Origin of the sequence: Marinobacterium sp. xm-d-530 (assembly GCF_013283365.1) — a bacterium.
In the GTDB taxonomy this organism is placed as follows: domain Bacteria; phylum Pseudomonadota; class Gammaproteobacteria; order Pseudomonadales; family Balneatricaceae; genus Marinobacterium_E.
This window is the reverse complement of record NZ_WBYM01000005.1, coordinates 321,299-338,450: the sequence shown is the minus strand read 5'-3', so window position 1 is coordinate 338,450 and position 17,152 is coordinate 321,299. Positions and strand designations below refer to the sequence as shown.

Sequence of the window (17,152 nt, the reverse complement as noted above, 5' to 3'; positions counted from 1 at the left end):
TTTTGCCTGGTGACAATAGAGACGTGGAACCACCTGATCCCTTACCGAACTCAGTCGTGAAACGCGTCATCGCCGATGGTAGTGTGGGGTTTCCCCATGTGAGAGTAGGTCATTGCCAGGCACCTAATAAACAAAGAACCCCAGTACCGAAAGGTCCTGGGGTTTTTTGTTTTTTGGTAGCAAGGAGACTTCTGAGCGAATGCCCATGTGACCACAGATGCACTGAAAGTGCGGCGGGGAGGCGCTGCAAGCGTCGCGAAGCGATGACGAGCAACGCTCGGCACCTATTGTAGGTCATTGAGAGCTTCGTAAAGGATCTCTGCCAAATCCATCGCGGCCTTTGCAAGACCGCTCCAACGGTTTTAAAAAAGATCTCTGCCAACGTCAACAGCGGATGACAGGCTGAAGGCCAGTCACCGTAGCTTCGTAGTGAATTAAGCACACCAGTGACAGGCTGAAGGCCAGTCACCGTAGTTCCGTAGCGAGTTAAGCACACCAGTGACAGGCTTTAGCCTGTCACCTGCTCTCCAATCACGCTCCCAACCTTCGCAGCCTTTGCAAGACCGCTCCAACGTCTCAACTTTCTCCCCCTACCATGCCCATTTAATGCTATATTTACTCTCATCTAATCAACGCGTTTTGGAGTGGTATAGCGTGTATTCTGAAGAAGACATTCGTCGTCTTACTTGGCAGTCTCGTCGTGGTATGTGGGAACTGGATCTGCTGTTTGTTCCGTTCATGGAGAATCATTTTCGGGACCAATCAGTTGAGGATCAAGATCGCTTTGTGAAGCTTCTTGATTGTGAGGATCAGGAGCTTTTTCTCTGGTTCATGCAGCGTGAAAAGCCGGCTGACCCAGATATGGAGAGGGCGGTCACTGTGGTGTTGGATTGTGTTCGCGCCAGTAAGGTTTGATCTTATTGAATCTAAAGCCAAACGTCTGTTTACGTTTGGCTTTTTTGTTTTAGTCGGTTTAACCCCTTTACTCACCGGTGCATCGACTGCGGTGTATCTTCTGTTACTTACCTTCTCACTATGGGTCTATCGTGCTTTGGCTCCATTTGAGCGCTTTACCGGCTTTGTTTGGAATGCCGATAAAGATAGGTTTTGCCTGTTTATAGATGAGAAGATGTTAGTGACAGCTCCACCTGTTCAAATTATAAACTTAAGGTTTGTTCTCTTTATTAAAGTACAACCATTAGAGCGTGCATTACCCGTTTGGATTTGTGTCTGGTTTGACCAATTACCAGAGAGTGGGTGGCGGCGCTTATCGGTTATTTCTCAATACGCGCCTATTGCTGCTAAGCGTTAACGCCCCAGAAGTAGTTTTCCGGCACCAGAACGGTGTCATAAAGATCAGGTGACTGTTCTGGGTAGTCGAGCGTGTAGTGAAGGCCACGTGATTCAGTGCGTTTCATAGCACAGCGGATAATTAATTCCGAGACGGTCACTAGATTACGAAGCTCGATCAGATACTTACTCACTTTATAGTTGCTGTAGTACTCATTGATCTCATCGTTCAATAGATCGATACGGTGCTGTGCTCGCTGTAGGCGTTTATCAGTACGTACAATACCCACGTAGTCCCACATAAAACGGCGCAGTTCATCCCAGTTGTGCGAGATTATGACATCTTCGTCTGAGTTAACTACCTGTGAGTCATCCCAGTTAGGGACTTCTGGGAAGGCTTCTCCACTCTCTTGTAGCAGTGATGCCACCTGTTCAGCCGCGGATTTACCGTACACGATACACTCAAGTAGAGAGTTTGACGCTAATCGGTTTGCGCCATGAAGGCCTGTAAACGCGGTCTCACCAATGGCAAAGAGTCCTTTGATATCGGTCTGGCCATTTATGTCGGTCATGACACCGCCACAGGTGTAGTGTGCAGCTGGTACTACGGGTATCGGTTCCTTAGTAATGTCGATCCCAAGTTCTAAACAGCGCTCATAAATGGTTGGGAAGTGCTCTTTAATGAAATCTGCGGGTTTGTGAGAAATATCCAAGTGAACATATTCACAACCAACACGTTTCATCTCAAAGTCGATGGCGCGGGCGACGATATCGCGTGGTGCCAGTTCGGCTCTCTCATCAAAACGGTGCATGAAACGGGTGCCGTTAGGTAGTTTCAGAATACCGCCTTCGCCACGGATCGCTTCGGTGACCAAAAAGCTCTGTGCCTTAGGGTGATAAAGGTAGGTAGGGTGAAACTGATTAAACTCTAGGTTTGCAACTCGGCAGCCTGCTCGCCAAGCCATTGCAATACCATCGCCGGATGCGACGCCGTTCGGGTTGGTGTTATAGAGGTAAGCCTTAGAGGCACCGCCAGTTGCTAATATGACGGTTCGAGCAAGAAACAGATCAACGCTCTCTGTCTCTTGGTTGTAGACATAGGCACCTACACACGCATCTTCACCTAAGCCTAATTTACGACGGGTGATCAGGTCGATCGCAATTCGATCTTCAAACAGCTCAATGTTGCTGGCCGACCTTGCTTGGCTGATTAGAGTTTGTTGAATCGCTTTGCCTGTTGCATCGGCCGAGTGAAGTACACGGCGATGTGAGTGGCCGCCTTCTCGTGTTAAATGATACTGCTCTTCCTGTCGTGTGAAAGGTACACCCTGATCAATTAGCCATTGAATGCCTTTGGGGCCATCTTTTACGGTGTGTTGAACAGAGTCTAAGTGTCCAAGGTTGGCACCAGCAACGAGGGTGTCGTTGATGTGGTTTTCGGTTTGATCTTTTGGATCAAAAACACCGGCTATTCCACCCTGTGCCCACCAGGTAGCACCATGCTCTAATTTACCCTTGCTCAAGACGTGCGCCTTCAGGTTGGAGGGTAAATTTAGTGCGGCTGTTAAACCGGCTGCGCCACTGCCAATGATCAGTACATCTGCTTCAAATCGTGCCATCTGTTTTGACTTATTGAGACCGTAAAAAAGAGCTCTATTATGCGAGTGTGTTTAGCTCTTGGTAAGGGGTTTGTAAAAAAACTTCAATAATTGGGGAACTTTTCGACATTTTTTGAATCTTAGTCTGTATAAGAGATTGATCGGCTTGATATTAGGTTGGTGTAACAATCATACTGTCATCCTCCGAAGCCCTTTGGCATTGACTAGGATAGAGAGTGAACGATTCCAACCATAAGATAACCGATCAGATGCTTGTTGAGCGTGTACAGGCAGGTGATCAGCGTGCGTTTGATCTGCTCGTTAAGCGTTATCAGCATAAGATTATTGCACTGGTAGGGCGTTACATTCACGATCAATCAGAGTCGTTGGATGTTGCACAAGAGACGTTCATTAAGGCCTATAAGGCGCTTAAGAATTTTAGAGGTGAAAGTGCCTTTTACACTTGGCTGTATCGTATAGCCATTAACACTGCGAAGAACTATTTAGTCGCAAGAAGTAAAAGACCACCTGATAGAGATTTAGATTTTCAAGATCTAGAGAGCGACACAGAGCTTAGAGATCTTGAAACACCAGAAAATAGTTTGCATCGAGATGAGATGTTCGAGGTGATGACCCGAACGCTCGAGCAACTTCCTGAAGAGCTTCGAGTGGCGATAACACTCAGAGAGCTTGAAGGGATGAGCTACGATGAGATCTCCGAAGTAATGGGGTGTCCAATTGGTACCGTCAGATCAAGGATCCATCGAGCTCGTGAAGCGATTGATAATGAGTTGAAACCAATGCTCTCTAACTAGAGCAAATGAGGATCAAATATGTCGAGCAATAGAGAAAGTCTTTCTGCATTGATGGACTCGGAGGCAACTGAATTTGAGTTGCGTCGTGCTCTTAAACATTACGACGAGAACAGTGAAGACGCGCAAGTATGGCGTCGTTACCACCTCGCTCGTACCTTGATGCGTGAACAGAGCATCGACTCTACTGTTGATATCTCATCTCAAGTCATGGCCTCTATTTCAGAAGAGCAATCAACTCAGGTTGTAGAGACAAAAACCTCTAGTTGGAGTGCGTTAGGTAGCATGGCTGTTGCTGCATCCCTTACTCTAGCTGTCATGATTGGTTTGAACAGCGCTCAGTTAGGTGAGCCGAGCTCATTGGCATCCAATGGCTACCTAGAGCGTAATCAAGGTTCTTCGGATCTTATGCGCACATCTCTGGCGTCAGGCGTTGAGGCTTCACAAGAGAGCAAGCCAGCCCTAGAAGTGATTCGTCTATCTGAAGGTCTTCGCGGTCAGATCGATGAGCATCTTGCACTGTTAAACAGCAATGCGACTGACTGGCAGGTTAACTGGCTACCTGATGGCTTTGCTGAAGTATCAGAACGACTGGTTGGTGACAGTCAATCAAAACTCTACAAAAAGGGCGATCAGGTGCTGAGTGTGGTGATTAAACCGGCTGAAGCAGTCTCTGCATCGGAAGGTGCCTTAAGCGCTCAAGGTTTGGTAGCTGTAGGTCGTTTAGTTGATGATCGTTTTGTCTCAGTGGTGGGTGACTTGTCACTGACTGATGCAGATAAAGTGGCTGCAAGCGTGGTGGTCGCTAGCAACTAATTCATGATCGAAGAGCGCGCGACGGTTCTCCGTTCTGAGGCCGATCAAGTTTGGGTAGAGGTGAGTCGCCAAAGTGCTTGTGCAGCCTGTGCAAGCTCATCGACTTGTGGCCAGAAACGCCTCAGCGATTGGTTCCCAACCAAACGCGTTGAAGTTCTGATCGATAACCCCAGTCGTCTTATTGTATCGCCAGGCCAAGAGGTTTGGGTTGGATTGGAAGAGGGTGCCTTGGTTGGGGCCTCTGTCACCGTCTACCTTATACCGCTGGTCGGTATGATCCTTCTGCCAATTTTGGCGAGATTTTTAAACTTTTCAGAATTTTTTCAGATAGTTGGCGCTATCCTTGGATTCATAGTCGGCTTGTTCATTGGCCGTAATATGGGTTTAAGAGGCGTTGCATCAGGGCAGTATCAGCCACGTTTGCTTCGCTAAGGTTTTTACCTAAGGAGTAAATATGACCTTTCTTCGATCAATTACCTTCGTAGCGGGTATCGCTATTTCATCCTTGGCGATGGCCAAGCAGTTACCCGATTTTACGGATTTAGTGAAAACGCTGTCGCCATCTGTCGTCAATATAAGCACGATTCAAGAACAGAAACAGAGTTCTCGTTCGGCTATGCCTCATAACTTCAACGACCAGGAAGTGCCAGAGATCTTCCGCGACTTCTTCAGGGGCTTTCAGCAGCCCCCTGGGCAGCAGCCTCGTATGCATCCACAATCGCTGGGCTCGGGCTTTATCATTTCGGATGATGGCTACATTCTGACCAATCACCATGTGATCGATAAAGCTGAGAAAGTTCTGGTTAGACTGAATGATCGACGCGAAATTGAGGCAGAGATTATTGGTTCTGATCAACGTTCAGATGTGGCGCTGCTTAAGGTCGATGCTAAAGATCTACCGGCACTGGAGATCGGTAGCTCTTCTGAGCTTGAAGTGGGTGAATGGGTACTGGCTATTGGCAGTCCTTTTGGTTTTGACTCAACCGTTACGGCCGGTATTGTCAGCGCTAAGGAACGAGCCCTTCCAGGTGACTCTTATGTACCTTTTATTCAAACAGATGTGGCGATCAATCCAGGCAACTCCGGAGGCCCGCTATTCAATCTAGATGGCGAAGTGGTCGGTATCAACTCGCAGATATATACCCGCTCAGGTGGCTTCATGGGGGTCTCTTTCTCCATTCCGATCGATGTGGCTATGGAGGTTGCCAATCAGCTCAAAGAGAAGGGAAGCGTCTCTCGAGGTTGGTTGGGTGTAATCATTCAGGAGGTTACACGCGACCTTGCTGAATCATTCGGCTTAGATAAACCATCAGGTGCGCTGGTTGCACAGGTATTAAGTGATAGTCCTGCAGAAGAGGCAGGGTTTGAAGCGGGTGATGTCATCGTTAAATTTAATGGCCGTGAGATCGGTTTGTCAGCCGAGCTACCTGCTCAGGTTGGTCGTATTGCACCGGGTGAAACAGCGGATGTCGAGGTGTTCCGTTCAGGTAGGTCAGTCAACTTGAAAGTGACGATTGGCGAGCTTCCCTCAAATGAAGAGTTAGCGTCCAATCGAGCGCAACCTGAGCCTAAAGAGAGAAAGTCTCTGGGCTTGGTGGTTCAAAATATGACGTCTGAAATCAAAGAGCGTACCGGTGTTGATGCAGGTGTTTATGTTGAATCAGTTGGACAGGGCCCAGCGGCTAATGCCGGGGTACGTCAGGGTGATGTGATCACTATGCTAGCCGGTAAGGCAATCAGCTCAGTGGAGCAACTGAGCGATATCGTGGCCGACTTGCCAGATGACAAAGCGGTGCCACTTCGAGTGATTCGTGGCGGTAATCCAGTCTTTTTGGCAATGCGTCTCGAGTGAACTTAATGGATCGTTGAAAAGATCCTCTGCAGGGGCCTTAATGGCCCCTGTTTTCTATCTATAGGGCATGAATTCGAGTAGAATTGTGCGCTAAATTTCTTTGTCGTTCCAAGAGTATAGGTTTTACACAGAGTGAGTGAACTAGATCACATTCGTAACTTCAGTATCATTGCACACATCGACCACGGTAAGTCGACGTTAGCCGATCGCATTATTCAAATTTGTGGCGGTCTGTCTGATCGTGAAATGGCTGAGCAAGTCCTCGATTCAATGGATATCGAGCGCGAACGTGGCATCACCATCAAAGCACAAAGTGTCACCTTGGATTACAAAGCGCGCAACGGTGAAACTTACCAGTTGAACTTCATCGATACGCCGGGACACGTCGACTTCTCTTATGAAGTTTCACGCTCACTCTATGCTTGTGAAGGCGCACTTCTTGTTGTAGACGCCGCGCAAGGTGTTGAAGCGCAGTCGGTAGCCAACTGTTACACCGCGATAGAGCAGGGCCTTGAGGTTCTACCTGTCTTGAACAAAATGGATCTACCTCAGGCTGAACCCGAAGTGGTTCGTCAGGAGATTGAAGAGGTGATCGGTATCGACGCTTCAGCTGCGGTCCCTTGTTCAGCTAAAACGGGTATGGGCGTTGAAGAAGTTCTAGAGGCGCTGATCGATGTAATCCCACCACCACAAGGTGACCGTGAAGCACCACTTCAAGCCCTAATTATCGACTCATGGTTTGATAACTACCTTGGGGTTGTCTCACTGGTTCGTGTGACTCAAGGAACCTTGCGTCGTAAAGATCGCATCATGGTTAAATCGACTGGCATGAACTACCAGGCTGAGATGGTCGGTATCTTTACACCGAAACAGGTGAAAACTGACATCTTACAAGCGGGTGAAGTAGGCTTCGTTGTTGCCGGCATCAAAGATATTCACGGTGCACCAGTGGGTGATACCTTGACGCATCAAAAGACTCCTGATGTTGATGCACTGCCAGGTTTCCAAAAAGTTCAACCACAGGTTTACGCCGGTCTATTCCCAACGAGTTCGGATGACTATGAAGACTTCCGTGAAGCGCTCGACAAGCTAACGCTTAACGATGCTTCTCTCTTCTTTGAGCCTGAAACATCGGATGCACTTGGTTTTGGTTTCCGTTGTGGCTTCTTGGGTATGCTTCACATGGAGATCATCCAAGAACGCCTTGAGCGCGAATACGATCTCGATCTGATTACTACAGCCCCAACGGTTGTCTACGAAGTGGAGATGAACAACGGCGATATCATCTACATTGACAGCCCATCGAAACTGCCTGACCCAGGCGGTATTCGTGAGATGCGTGAGCCGATCGTGACAGCGAATATCCTTGTGCCTCAGGATTACCTTGGCCAAGTCATTGGCTTGTGTGTGGAGAAGCGCGGTATTCAGAAGAACATGCAGTTTGTCGGTAAGCAGGTTCAGTTAAGTTACGAACTACCAATGGCTGAAGTGGTATTGGACTTCTTTGACCGGTTGAAATCGGTATCACGTGGATACGCTTCGCTTGAGTACAACTTCACCCGTTTCGAGGCCGCTAAGCTGGTTCGCATGGACATTCTAATTAACGGTGAGAAAGTGGATGCTTTGGCCGTTATCCTGCACCGCGATAACTCAATGTACCGTGGCCGTCTGCTCTGTGAAAAGATGAAAGACCTAATTCCACGCCAGATGTTCGATGTTGCTATTCAAGCGGCTCTGGGTGGTAAGATCATTGCTCGTACAACGGTTAAAGCTCTGCGCAAGAACGTCTTGGCAAAATGTTACGGTGGTGACGTGAGCCGTAAGAAGAAACTGCTCGCTAAGCAGAAAGAGGGTAAGAAGCGCATGAAGCAGGTGGGTCGAGTTGAGATCCCGCAAGATGCATTCCTAGCCGTACTGAAGGTAGACAGCTGAGGCTAATATGAACTTAGATTTTGCACTGATTCTGGTCGTAGTTACATTAGTTACAGGCCTGCTATGGTTATTGGATATCGCCTTTTTTGCGCCCTCTAGAAAACGCAAAGAGTCGCAAATGGTGGAAGAGGGTTTCGAAGAACCTAAGGTTAATAAACCCTACTGGGCCGAACTCTCTAGCTCTATCTTTCCAGTATTAGCGGCTGTTTTAATTCTTCGTTCATTTCTATACGAACCCTTTCAAATCCCTTCAGGTTCGATGCTGCCAACGCTGAAAGTTGGTGACTTTATTTTGGTGAATAAATACCACTACGGTCTTCGTACACCGGTTGGAAACATAAAGTTTGTTGACAATAACGAGCCGCAACGTGGCGACGTTATGGTATTTAAATACCCTCAAAACCCGAGTGTGTACTATATTAAACGTGTGATAGGTCTTCCGGGTGACGAGATTGTTTACAAAGATAAGATGCTCTTTGTGAACGGTGAGCCGCAGAATCAAACGTTGATTGCTCAAATACCAGCGATCAACCCCAAGCGTCTTCAAGTTGAAGAGCAGCTAGGCGATGTTTCGCACGAGATCTATCGCGATGTGAATGCACGTGTAATGAATGGTGGCTGGCGTGTGCCAGAGGGCCACTACTTTATGATGGGCGATAACCGCGATAACAGTAATGACAGCCGTTATTGGGGCTTTGTTCCTGATGAATTGATCGTCGGTAAAGCGGTGAGTGTTTGGATGCATTGGGCTCAACTATTGAGCATTCCAGATTTCACAGCGATGCGATCCATTCAGTAAATAATACTGAGGTTGAGTATGGATAAGCACATTCGACAAAAGGGCATCAGTACACTATCGATACTGTTGCTGCTTATTGTTGGCTCAGTTGGCTTTAGCCTTGGGTTTAAACTGCTAGCGCCTTATTCAACCCATACAACCGTGGTCAGCATTATTGAAGACATTATTGCTGACCCGGCTGAACTCTCAAAAAGTCGCGCCGAGATTCGTCGTGATATCGAGCGTCGATTTACGATTAATCAAGTAGCTCTGCCTGGACGTGACGCTTTGCAGATCACTCAGGATACTGGTGAACTGATATTCACGCTGGACTATGAAGAGCGCGTCCCACTGTACGGCAACATTGATGCTGTCGTTGTTTTTAAAGATGAATTTAAAGCGATAAAACCTTGATACGACCTGTCTCAGAGTTGGCTAGAAAGCTTGGCCACACCTACCAAGATGAATCCCTGCTTGAATTGGCGTTAACGCACCGAAGCTGTGGTAAGCGCAACAATGAACGCCTGGAATTTTTGGGCGATTCAATCCTAAACTTTGTCATAGCTAATGCGCTGTTTGAGCAGTTTGAACAGGCTAAAGAGGGTGAAATGAGCCGTCTTAGAGCAAAGTTGGTGAAAGGTGAAACTCTTGCAGAGATCGGTCGTGAGCTAGGTTTGGGTGATTATCTTCGCCTTGGTTCGGGTGAGTTAAAGAGTGGTGGTTTCCGTCGCGACTCAATTTTGGCTGATGCGGTAGAGGCGATCATTGGTTCCATTCACTTGGACAGTGATTTTGAGACGTCTAAACAGTTCATCTTAGGGTTGTTCAAAGAGCGTTTAGCAGCGATCGATCTTAAAAAGTCAGTCAAAGACTCTAAAACGCGCCTTCAAGAGTTTATGCAGTCACGACGTAAGCCGCTACCTGATTACCAACTGGATAAAGTCGTTGGTGAGGCGCATGATCAGACCTTCTATATCTCTTGTCAGGTTCAACTGTTGGATCAAAGCTGCAAGGGTGTTGGATCCAGCCGCCGCCAGGCAGAACAAGAAGCCGCTCGTGCTGCACTGATTGCACTAGGGCAGGAGTAATCATGGAAGCGAATACACGCTGTGGCTATGTTGCTATTGTTGGCCGACCGAATGTGGGTAAGAGCACACTGCTCAACCATATCCTTGGTCAAAAGCTGAGCATCACCTCAAAAAAACCTCAAACGACTCGTCATCAGATTCTTGGTATTAAAACCGAAGAGGATCTGCAGGTTATCTACGTTGATACACCCGGGCTACACAACGACGCTACAGGTAAAGCACTGAACCGTTACATGAACAAAGCCGCCTCTGAGGCGCTGCGTCATGTCGATCTAGTCGTCTTTATTGTCGATCGTACCGCTTGGACCGAAGAGGATGAGATCGTACTCTCTAAGTTGGAGAAGCTTCGTTGCCCAGTCATATTGGCGGTTAATAAAGTGGATCTACTCAAGGATAAAGAGTCGCTTCTCCCTTGGATCGAAACGCTCAATAGCAAACGCCATTTTGATCAGATCGTGCCTATCTCTGCTCACAAAGGGCATAACGTCGATCAACTAGAGCGTGCCGTTGAATCCTACATGCCGGAAGGGATGCACTTCTACCCTGAAGATCAGATCACCGACCGTAGCTCCCGTTTTGTCGCGGCAGAGCTTGTGCGTGAAAAACTGATGCGTAATCTAGGGGATGAAGTCCCTTACGGAACCACGGTTGAGATCGAAGAGTTTACTCAAGATGAACGTGGTCTGTTGACCATCAGTGCACTGATTCTTGTTGAGCGAGAGGGGCAAAAACGTATTGTTATCGGTGATAAGGGTGAGCGAATTAAAGTGATCGGTCGTGACGCTCGCATCGATATGGAACGCATGTTTGATGCCAAGGTCATGCTGAACCTTTGGGTTAAAGTGAAACGCGGCTGGGCAGACAACGAACGTGCCCTAGCAAGCCTTGGATATCATCACGACTAAATGAACAGTCGCACTGAACAGGTCGCAGCGTTTGTTCTTCACTCGCGTCCCTATCGTGAAACCAGTGCACTTGTCGATCTATTTACACTCGAGTATGGCAAAGTATCAGTAGTTGCTCGAGGTGTGCGCAGGCCAGGCTCAAAGTTACGCCATACGCTTCAACCCTTTACAGTATTGGCCGTTCGATTTTCAGGCCAGTCAGAGCTTAAAACGCTTCATCAAGCCGAATTGGCAGAACTACTCCCCACTTTGACTGGCAAAGCGTTAATGTGTGGCTTGTACGCCAATGAACTACTGGAGCGTTTGCTTCAACCCTTAGAGGCGACACCTAAGTTATTCCTCAATTACAAAGTGCTGCTTAATGATCTGCTTCAATCTCAAGATCACGAGGTGAGTTTACGGCTATTTGAGCAGGCGCTACTGAAGGAGTTAGGGAGTTGGAGCGATCTGTCAGGCTGTCATCAGCCGTACTACCGTTATGATGTTGTGCAGGGGATAAGTGCGGTAGATGAGGTTGCCTCGGCGCATTTCACAGGTGATCAGCTTCGTTCCATTGAACAAGGTGAGTATACTGATCCCAGCGTTAAGAAAGCGGCAAAGTATTTAATGAGAGAGCTCTTAAAAGAGCAGTTAGGTGACAAGCCGTTGCGATCAAGAGAGTTGTTTCAACCGAGATCTAAAGAGAGAAAAGGAGAGAGTGAGTGATCCAGCCAAATCGTATTTTATTAGGTGTGAACATCGATCACATTGCGACTCTTCGTCAAGCTCGTGGTACTCAATACCCAGACCCTGTCTATGCAGCGTCTATTGCTGAGCACGCTGGCGCCGATGGTATTACGGTGCACCTTCGTGAGGACCGTCGCCACATTCAAGATCGTGACATTCGTCTATTGGCGCAAACGCTTCAGACTCGTATGAATTTTGAGATGGCGGTTACTGATGAAATGGTCAGTTTTGCTGAAGAGATCAAACCTGCACACGCCTGTTTAGTGCCAGAGAAACGCGAAGAGTTAACGACTGAAGGCGGTCTGGATGTACTTGGTCATGAAATTCACATTCAGTCGGCGTGTCAGCGCTTGGCGAGAGCCGGAGTCGAAGTCTCACTCTTTATCGATCCTGATCAGGCACAAATTGATGCGGCTAAACGTGTGGGAGCTCCAGTGATTGAACTGCATACTGGTGCTTACGCTGAGGCAGAAGGCCAAGAGCAGTTAGACGAGCTTGAACGACTTAAAGAGGCAGCAACCTATGCTCACTCAATAGGTCTGGTGGTCAACGCTGGTCATGGTCTGCACTACCATAACGTAGAGCCGATTGCAGAAATTCCAGAGTTCAATGAGCTAAACATTGGTCATGCGATCATCGCCCGTTCACTCTTTGTCGGCTTGGATCAAGCGGTTCGTGAAATGCGTGATCTGATGCTTAATGCCAGAGCGATGGCCAGTTAAATGCTTGTTGGAACCGGTGTCGATATTCTTGAAATCTCTAGAGTGGAGCGCGCACTTGAGCGAACTCCCGGTTTTGCTGAGAGAATATTGACCCCCACTGAGTTGGAAGCGTTCAACCAATCTAGCCAACCCGCGCGTTTTTTAGCTAAACGCTTTGCAGCGAAGGAAGCGGCCGTTAAAGCCTTGGGTACAGGTATCGCTAAAGGCGTTAGCTGGCAGCACCTCGAGGTGGTTAAGAACAGTGCAGGTCGCCCTGATCTGTTGGTGACTGACAAAGCTCTAGAACACGCCGAGGTACTTGGCATTACCCGGTGGTTTTTAAGCTACAGTGATGAGCAGCACTATGTGGTTGCTCAAGTAATCGCTCAGGCTTAATTCACCATTTCGATGGTGGAATTCCCCTGATATAATCGAATAATAAAATCAATTCTTATAACGGATTAGAGATGAGCTCAACTCAATACCCTACTATCGCTGAGCTGGTTGGCAATACACCGCTAGTCAGACTGCAACGTATCGAAGCGCCAAATAGCAACACCATTCTCTGTAAATTAGAGGGTAATAACCCTGCGGGCTCCGTTAAGGATCGTCCTGCCTTGAGTATGATCACTCTAGCCGAAGAGCGAGGCGAGATCGCACCAGGTGATACATTGATCGAGGCGACTTCTGGCAATACCGGTATCGCGTTGGCGATGGCCGCTGCAATCAAGGGGTATACGCTTAAACTGATCATGCCGAATAACATGAGCGAAGAGCGTAAATCGGCTATGAGTGCTTATGGTGCAGAGTTGATTGAGGTGACAAAAGAGGAGGGCATGGAAGGTGCTCGAGACTTGGCCGAGGCAATGCAAGCGCGTGGTGAAGGCAAGGTTCTAAATCAGTTTGGTAACTTAGATAATCCTGAAGCGCACTACCGCACAACAGGGCCTGAAATCTGGCAACAAACCTCAGGAACTATCACACACTTTGTCAGCTCTATGGGAACTACAGGTACCATCATGGGGACCTCGCGCTACCTTAAAGAGCAGAATCCAAGCGTTCAAATTGTTGGTCTTCAACCCTCTGAAGGGTCTCAAATCCCTGGCATACGTCGTTGGCCAAAAGAGTATCTACCAACGATATTCGAAGAGAGTCGTGTCGATCGTGTATTGGATGTTGATCAGGCGGATGCTGAAGTCATGATGCGTCGTTTAGCGACCGAAGAGGGTATTTTCTGTGGTGTTTCGTCAGGTGGTTCCGTTGCTGGCGCGCTAAGATTGGCTCAAGAGGTTGAAAATGCAGTAATCGTCGCCATTATTTGTGATAGAGGCGATCGTTATCTTTCGACAGGTGTCTTCTCTAAGTCATCCTAGGTTAAGCCCCGTCGTTCTAATATTGACGCCGTTTTTATGAGTTTGAGCTAGGGTATCAGCTCGCTACTCGCAATACAGGAGTAGCCTACATTGGTTAAGGTTCGTGACGATCAACCGGTCCGTGAAGATGGATCCGTTGATCTGGATCGTTGGTTAGAGATTCTATCTAACCGTTATACATTCGAAGATGAAGCGCGTTTCCGTCAGGCATGCGAATTAGTTGAAGCCTCCTTGAATGAAGAGAGCTCAACTCATGATGTCTGGTCACTGGGGCAAAACGCCTATCTTACTGGTCTGGAGATGGTCCAGATCCTCGTTGACCTGCAGCAGACAGAAGAGGCTCTGGTAGCCGGTGTGCTTTACCGTGCAGTGCGAGAAGAGCGACTATCAATCGACCGGGTTAAAGCTAAATTCGGTGCTGAAATCGCTCGTCTTCTGCGCGGTGTCTTGCAGATGGCTGCAATTGGCAGTCGCAAAAATCCACGTGATGAAGAGGGCGTGTTAGGCACTGGCGGCAGTCAGGTCGACAACGTTCGTAAGATGCTGGTCGCCATGGTGGACGATGTTCGCGTTGCACTCATCAAACTGGCTGAGCGGACCTGCGCGATTCGTGCAGTAAAAGATGCGGATCGACGTAAACGTTACATCGTTGCACGTGAAGTGTTCGATATTTACGCCCCATTAGCGCATCGGTTGGGTATCGGCCACATCAAATGGGAATTAGAAGATCTCTCATTTCGATATCTAAAACCTAATGATTACAAACACATAGCAAAGCTACTTGCTGAAAAGCGTCTTGCGCGTCAAGAGTACATCGACAGTGTCATTAAGCTGCTCGAAGAGAAACTTGTAGAGGTAGGTATTGATGGTCAGGTTTCTGGCCGCGCTAAACACATCTACAGTATCTGGCGAAAGATGCAGCGTAAGAATATCGAATTCAATCAGGTTTACGATGTCCGTGCCCTGCGTATATTGGTGCCAGAAATTCGTGATTGTTACACCGTGCTGGGCATAGTTCATGGCGCATGGCGAAATATCCCGCACGAATTTGATGACTACATCGCATCACCAAAACCCAACGGTTATCGTTCACTGCATACCGCGGTATTCGGTCCTGAATCACAGGCAGTAGAGATTCAGATTCGCACCTTTGACATGCATGAAGAGGCTGAGCTAGGTGTCTGTGCTCACCACCTCTACAAAGGGACAGATACAGCGAGTCGCGCCGATGGCTATGAAGAGAAGATCTCTTGGTTACGCCAGGTTCTCGAGTGGCATGACGAACTGGGCGATACTGAATCATTGGGTGATATTCTCCACTCCGATGTGACCCAGGATCGTGTCTATGTATTCACGCCAGAAGGGCACGTCATTGATCTTCCTGCTGGCGCTACCCCAGTTGATTTTGCTTACCGTGTGCACACGGAAATCGGTCACCGCTGTCGAGGTGCACGTGTCTCGGGTCGTATTGTTCCGCTCAACCGCGCGCTGCAGACTGGTGATCAAGTTGAGATCATGACAGGCCCAGAAGAGCGCCCAAGTCGTGATTGGCTCAACACCAACCTAGGTTATGTAAAAACCTCTAAGGGTAGAGCTAAGATTGCTCATTGGTTTAAGACTCAGGCTCGTGATCAAAATGTGGATGCGGGTAAAGAGATGATTCAGCGTGAGTTTAAGCGATTGGCATTAGACGCCACTGAGGTAGACCTATCGGATATCGCACAACGTCTTAAGTTCCTTTCCAATGAGAACATGTTTGCGGCCCTCGGTGCTGGTGATTTAAGAATCTCGCAAGTGATCTCAGCTGCACAAGCGCGTGAAGAGCAGGCCGAACGTGATTCACAATTGGATCTGGATGTTCCAGCTTCGTCACCAAAACAGAGTAAGTCGAGTGACTCTGGTGTCCATGTGGTTGGCGTCGGCAGCTTGATGACACAGTTTGCTAGTTGTTGTAAGCCGATTCACGGCGATGCCATTGCTGGTTTCGTGACTCAGGGTCGGGGTGTCTCGATCCACCGTGAAGATTGTAAAGAGCTGCAACACCTGCGCGAGGTAGAGCCCAGTAAAATTGTTCAAGTGGCTTGGGAAGAGGAGGCTGAAGCCACCTACCCAGTCGATATTGTCATAGAGGCCTTTGACCGATCAGGACTGTTGCGCGATGTTATGACCATCTTAGCGAACGAGCGAATCAATATATTGTCGGCTAACACGCTGACGGATAAGAGCAGTAATGAAGCGAATTTGGCGCTGACCCTTGAGATAGGTCGACTCGATAAGCTTGGCAAAGTTATGGATAAGATCAATCAAATTCCGAATGTCAGTGACGTTCGCCGTGAACGCTCAGGGGTTCATTAATGAGTCATCGCTATACCCTGGATGACCTCATCTACCTGATGGAGCGTTTGCGTGACCCTAAAACCGGTTGTCCATGGGATCTGGAGCAGACCTTTGCTTCAATCGTACCTCATACCCTTGAAGAGGCTTACGAAGTAGCTGATACCATCGAACGACAGGATTGGCCTCATCTAAAAGATGAGTTGGGTGATCTACTGTTTCAGGTCATCTTCTATTCGCAACTGGGTAAAGAGCAATCCCTATTTGATCTTCATGAAGTGGTTGATCAACTCTGCAGTAAGCTGGTGCGTCGCCATCCTCACGTCTTTCCAACAGGTCAGTTACGTGACAGTGCTGAGTCGGTTGAAATAGATCAGCAAACTGTGAATGCACAGTGGGAGCGCATCAAAGAGCAGGAGCGCGAAAGTAAAGATCGTGCCCGTGTTTTAGATGAGGTACCAACGACACTGCCGGCTATGAGTCGTGCCGTAAAGCTAACCAAACGTGCCTCTAAGGTGGGGTTTGATTGGGATGATGCTACCGGTGTGCTGGATAAGATTGAAGAGGAGATCCAAGAGCTCCGCGAAGCGATGCAGCAAGGTGATTTGGGTGCGGTTCGCGAAGAGTTAGGTGACCTACTATTTGTTAACGCCAATCTTGCACGAAAATTATCAGTCGATCCCGAGCAGGCTGTTCGTAATACCAACCTTAAATTTGAACGTCGCTTCAACCATGTCGAGGATAGGGTACTAGCCAGTGGTAAGGATTGGAGAGAGTTTTCGCTAGAAGAGTTAGACGCTTGGTGGGATGAAGCCAAAAAGATCGAGAAATCTAAAAAATAGGTTTGATAGAGTCTTTGGCACTATTCGCTTAAAGCCTAATAGTGATTCAGTTCTCAAGCTCTATACAGCCATGCTAATATGCGTGGCTTGCTCGGGATATTTGAC

General features: G+C 48.1%; 18 protein-coding genes and 1 rRNA gene. 18 read left to right on the top strand and 1 reads right to left on the bottom strand.

The window, feature by feature from the left end; genetic code table 11:
- Window positions 1-5: 5 nt before the first annotated feature.
- The 3 genes from rrf (at window position 6) to XMD530_RS10610 (ending at window position 1,312) form a co-directional block, all read left to right on the top strand.
- Window positions 6-121: ribosomal RNA gene (gene rrf / locus XMD530_RS10620) — 5S ribosomal RNA — on the top strand.
- Between the two features lie 533 nt (window positions 122-654).
- The gene (locus XMD530_RS10615) at window positions 655-915 is read left to right on the top strand and encodes a succinate dehydrogenase assembly factor 2 (RefSeq protein ID WP_173482130.1); all 261 of its coding nucleotides are present in this window, start codon (window positions 655-657) and stop codon (window positions 913-915) included.
- Entirely contained in the window at window positions 893-1,312 is a 420-nt protein-coding gene (locus tag XMD530_RS10610; protein ID WP_173482129.1) for a hypothetical protein, read from the top strand. The genes XMD530_RS10615 and XMD530_RS10610 overlap by 23 nt, the downstream gene beginning before the upstream one ends.
- On the opposite strand, the gene nadB is transcribed toward XMD530_RS10610, so the two are convergent.
- Window positions 1,302-2,909 (bottom strand): L-aspartate oxidase, encoded by a 1,608-nt coding sequence (gene nadB / locus XMD530_RS10605; RefSeq protein WP_173482128.1) that lies wholly within the window; start codon window positions 2,907-2,909, stop codon window positions 1,302-1,304. The genes XMD530_RS10610 and nadB overlap by 11 nt on opposite strands.
- Before the next feature lie 215 nt (window positions 2,910-3,124).
- Here nadB and rpoE point away from each other — a divergent pair, with 215 nt between their 5' ends.
- The 15 genes from rpoE to mazG all read left to right on the top strand — a co-directional run bounded on the left by rpoE (window position 3,125) and on the right by mazG (window position 17,047).
- Complete coding sequence (rpoE, locus tag XMD530_RS10600; protein WP_371731764.1) at window positions 3,125-3,703, top strand: RNA polymerase sigma factor RpoE; 579 nt, start codon at window positions 3,125-3,127, stop codon at window positions 3,701-3,703.
- Window positions 3,704-3,721: 18 nt separating this feature from the next.
- Window positions 3,722-4,516: a MucB/RseB C-terminal domain-containing protein gene (locus tag XMD530_RS10595; protein WP_173483451.1), complete on the top strand. Its 795-nt coding sequence runs from the start codon at window positions 3,722-3,724 to the stop codon at window positions 4,514-4,516.
- A 3-nt stretch (window positions 4,517-4,519) separates the two neighbouring features.
- Window positions 4,520-4,948 carry a SoxR reducing system RseC family protein gene (locus XMD530_RS10590; RefSeq protein WP_173483452.1) on the top strand — a complete coding sequence of 143 codons (429 nt, stop codon included), beginning with the start codon at window positions 4,520-4,522 and terminating at the stop codon, window positions 4,946-4,948.
- A gap of 22 nt (window positions 4,949-4,970) precedes the next feature.
- Window positions 4,971-6,368 carry a DegQ family serine endoprotease gene (locus XMD530_RS10585; protein WP_173483453.1) on the top strand — a complete coding sequence of 466 codons (1,398 nt, stop codon included), beginning with the start codon at window positions 4,971-4,973 and terminating at the stop codon, window positions 6,366-6,368.
- A 132-nt stretch (window positions 6,369-6,500) separates the two neighbouring features.
- The gene (lepA, locus tag XMD530_RS10580; protein WP_173483454.1) at window positions 6,501-8,300 is read left to right on the top strand and encodes a translation elongation factor 4; all 1,800 of its coding nucleotides are present in this window, start codon (window positions 6,501-6,503) and stop codon (window positions 8,298-8,300) included.
- Between the two features lie 7 nt (window positions 8,301-8,307).
- Window positions 8,308-9,099: a signal peptidase I gene (gene lepB / locus XMD530_RS10575; protein ID WP_173483455.1), complete on the top strand. Its 792-nt coding sequence runs from the start codon at window positions 8,308-8,310 to the stop codon at window positions 9,097-9,099.
- Window positions 9,100-9,117: 18 nt separating this feature from the next.
- Window positions 9,118-9,492, top strand: coding sequence for a DUF4845 domain-containing protein (locus XMD530_RS10570; RefSeq protein WP_173482122.1), 375 nt, complete (start codon window positions 9,118-9,120; stop codon window positions 9,490-9,492).
- Window positions 9,489-10,166 (top strand): ribonuclease III, encoded by a 678-nt coding sequence (gene rnc, locus XMD530_RS10565; protein WP_173482121.1) that lies wholly within the window; start codon window positions 9,489-9,491, stop codon window positions 10,164-10,166. Before XMD530_RS10570 ends, rnc begins: the two co-directional genes overlap by 4 nt.
- 2 nt (window positions 10,167-10,168) lie before the next feature.
- On the top strand, window positions 10,169-11,071 hold the full coding sequence (gene era, locus XMD530_RS10560) for a GTPase Era (RefSeq protein WP_173482120.1): 903 nt from the start codon (window positions 10,169-10,171) through the stop codon (window positions 11,069-11,071).
- Window positions 11,072-11,776, top strand: coding sequence for a DNA repair protein RecO (recO, locus tag XMD530_RS10555; protein ID WP_173482119.1), 705 nt, complete (start codon window positions 11,072-11,074; stop codon window positions 11,774-11,776).
- Window positions 11,776-12,519 (top strand): pyridoxine 5'-phosphate synthase, encoded by a 744-nt coding sequence (gene pdxJ, locus XMD530_RS10550; RefSeq protein ID WP_371731474.1) that lies wholly within the window; start codon window positions 11,776-11,778, stop codon window positions 12,517-12,519. The genes recO and pdxJ overlap by 1 nt, the downstream gene beginning before the upstream one ends.
- The gene (gene acpS / locus XMD530_RS10545) at window positions 12,520-12,894 is read left to right on the top strand and encodes a holo-ACP synthase (protein ID WP_173482117.1); all 375 of its coding nucleotides are present in this window, start codon (window positions 12,520-12,522) and stop codon (window positions 12,892-12,894) included.
- 71 nt (window positions 12,895-12,965) lie between these two features.
- Window positions 12,966-13,871, top strand: coding sequence for a cysteine synthase CysM (cysM, locus tag XMD530_RS10540; RefSeq protein ID WP_173507122.1), 906 nt, complete (start codon window positions 12,966-12,968; stop codon window positions 13,869-13,871).
- Window positions 13,872-13,961: 90 nt separating this feature from the next.
- Window positions 13,962-16,226: a GTP diphosphokinase gene (gene relA, locus XMD530_RS10535; protein ID WP_173506127.1), complete on the top strand. Its 2,265-nt coding sequence runs from the start codon at window positions 13,962-13,964 to the stop codon at window positions 16,224-16,226.
- Complete coding sequence (gene mazG, locus XMD530_RS10530) at window positions 16,226-17,047, top strand: nucleoside triphosphate pyrophosphohydrolase (protein WP_173507121.1); 822 nt, start codon at window positions 16,226-16,228, stop codon at window positions 17,045-17,047. Before relA ends, mazG begins: the two co-directional genes overlap by 1 nt.
- Window positions 17,048-17,152 lie beyond the last annotated feature (105 nt).

What these genes read in the sequence shown, in the direction of transcription:
- nadB (WP_173482128.1), bottom strand. Translation starts at nt 2,909, where the DNA reads ATGGCACGATTTGAAGCAGATGTACTGATCATTGGCAGTGGCGCAGCC.
- XMD530_RS10595 (WP_173483451.1), top strand. Translation starts at nt 3,722, where the DNA reads ATGTCGAGCAATAGAGAAAGTCTTTCTGCATTGATGGACTCGGAGGCA.
- XMD530_RS10590 (WP_173483452.1), top strand. Translation starts at nt 4,520, where the DNA reads ATGATCGAAGAGCGCGCGACGGTTCTCCGTTCTGAGGCCGATCAAGTT.
- XMD530_RS10585 (WP_173483453.1), top strand. Translation starts at nt 4,971, where the DNA reads ATGACCTTTCTTCGATCAATTACCTTCGTAGCGGGTATCGCTATTTCA.
- lepB (WP_173483455.1), top strand. Translation starts at nt 8,308, where the DNA reads ATGAACTTAGATTTTGCACTGATTCTGGTCGTAGTTACATTAGTTACA.
- XMD530_RS10570 (WP_173482122.1), top strand. Translation starts at nt 9,118, where the DNA reads ATGGATAAGCACATTCGACAAAAGGGCATCAGTACACTATCGATACTG.
- era (WP_173482120.1), top strand. Translation starts at nt 10,169, where the DNA reads ATGGAAGCGAATACACGCTGTGGCTATGTTGCTATTGTTGGCCGACCG.
- recO (WP_173482119.1), top strand. Translation starts at nt 11,072, where the DNA reads ATGAACAGTCGCACTGAACAGGTCGCAGCGTTTGTTCTTCACTCGCGT.
- acpS (WP_173482117.1), top strand. Translation starts at nt 12,520, where the DNA reads ATGCTTGTTGGAACCGGTGTCGATATTCTTGAAATCTCTAGAGTGGAG.
- cysM (WP_173507122.1), top strand. Translation starts at nt 12,966, where the DNA reads ATGAGCTCAACTCAATACCCTACTATCGCTGAGCTGGTTGGCAATACA.
- mazG (WP_173507121.1), top strand. Translation starts at nt 16,226, where the DNA reads ATGAGTCATCGCTATACCCTGGATGACCTCATCTACCTGATGGAGCGT.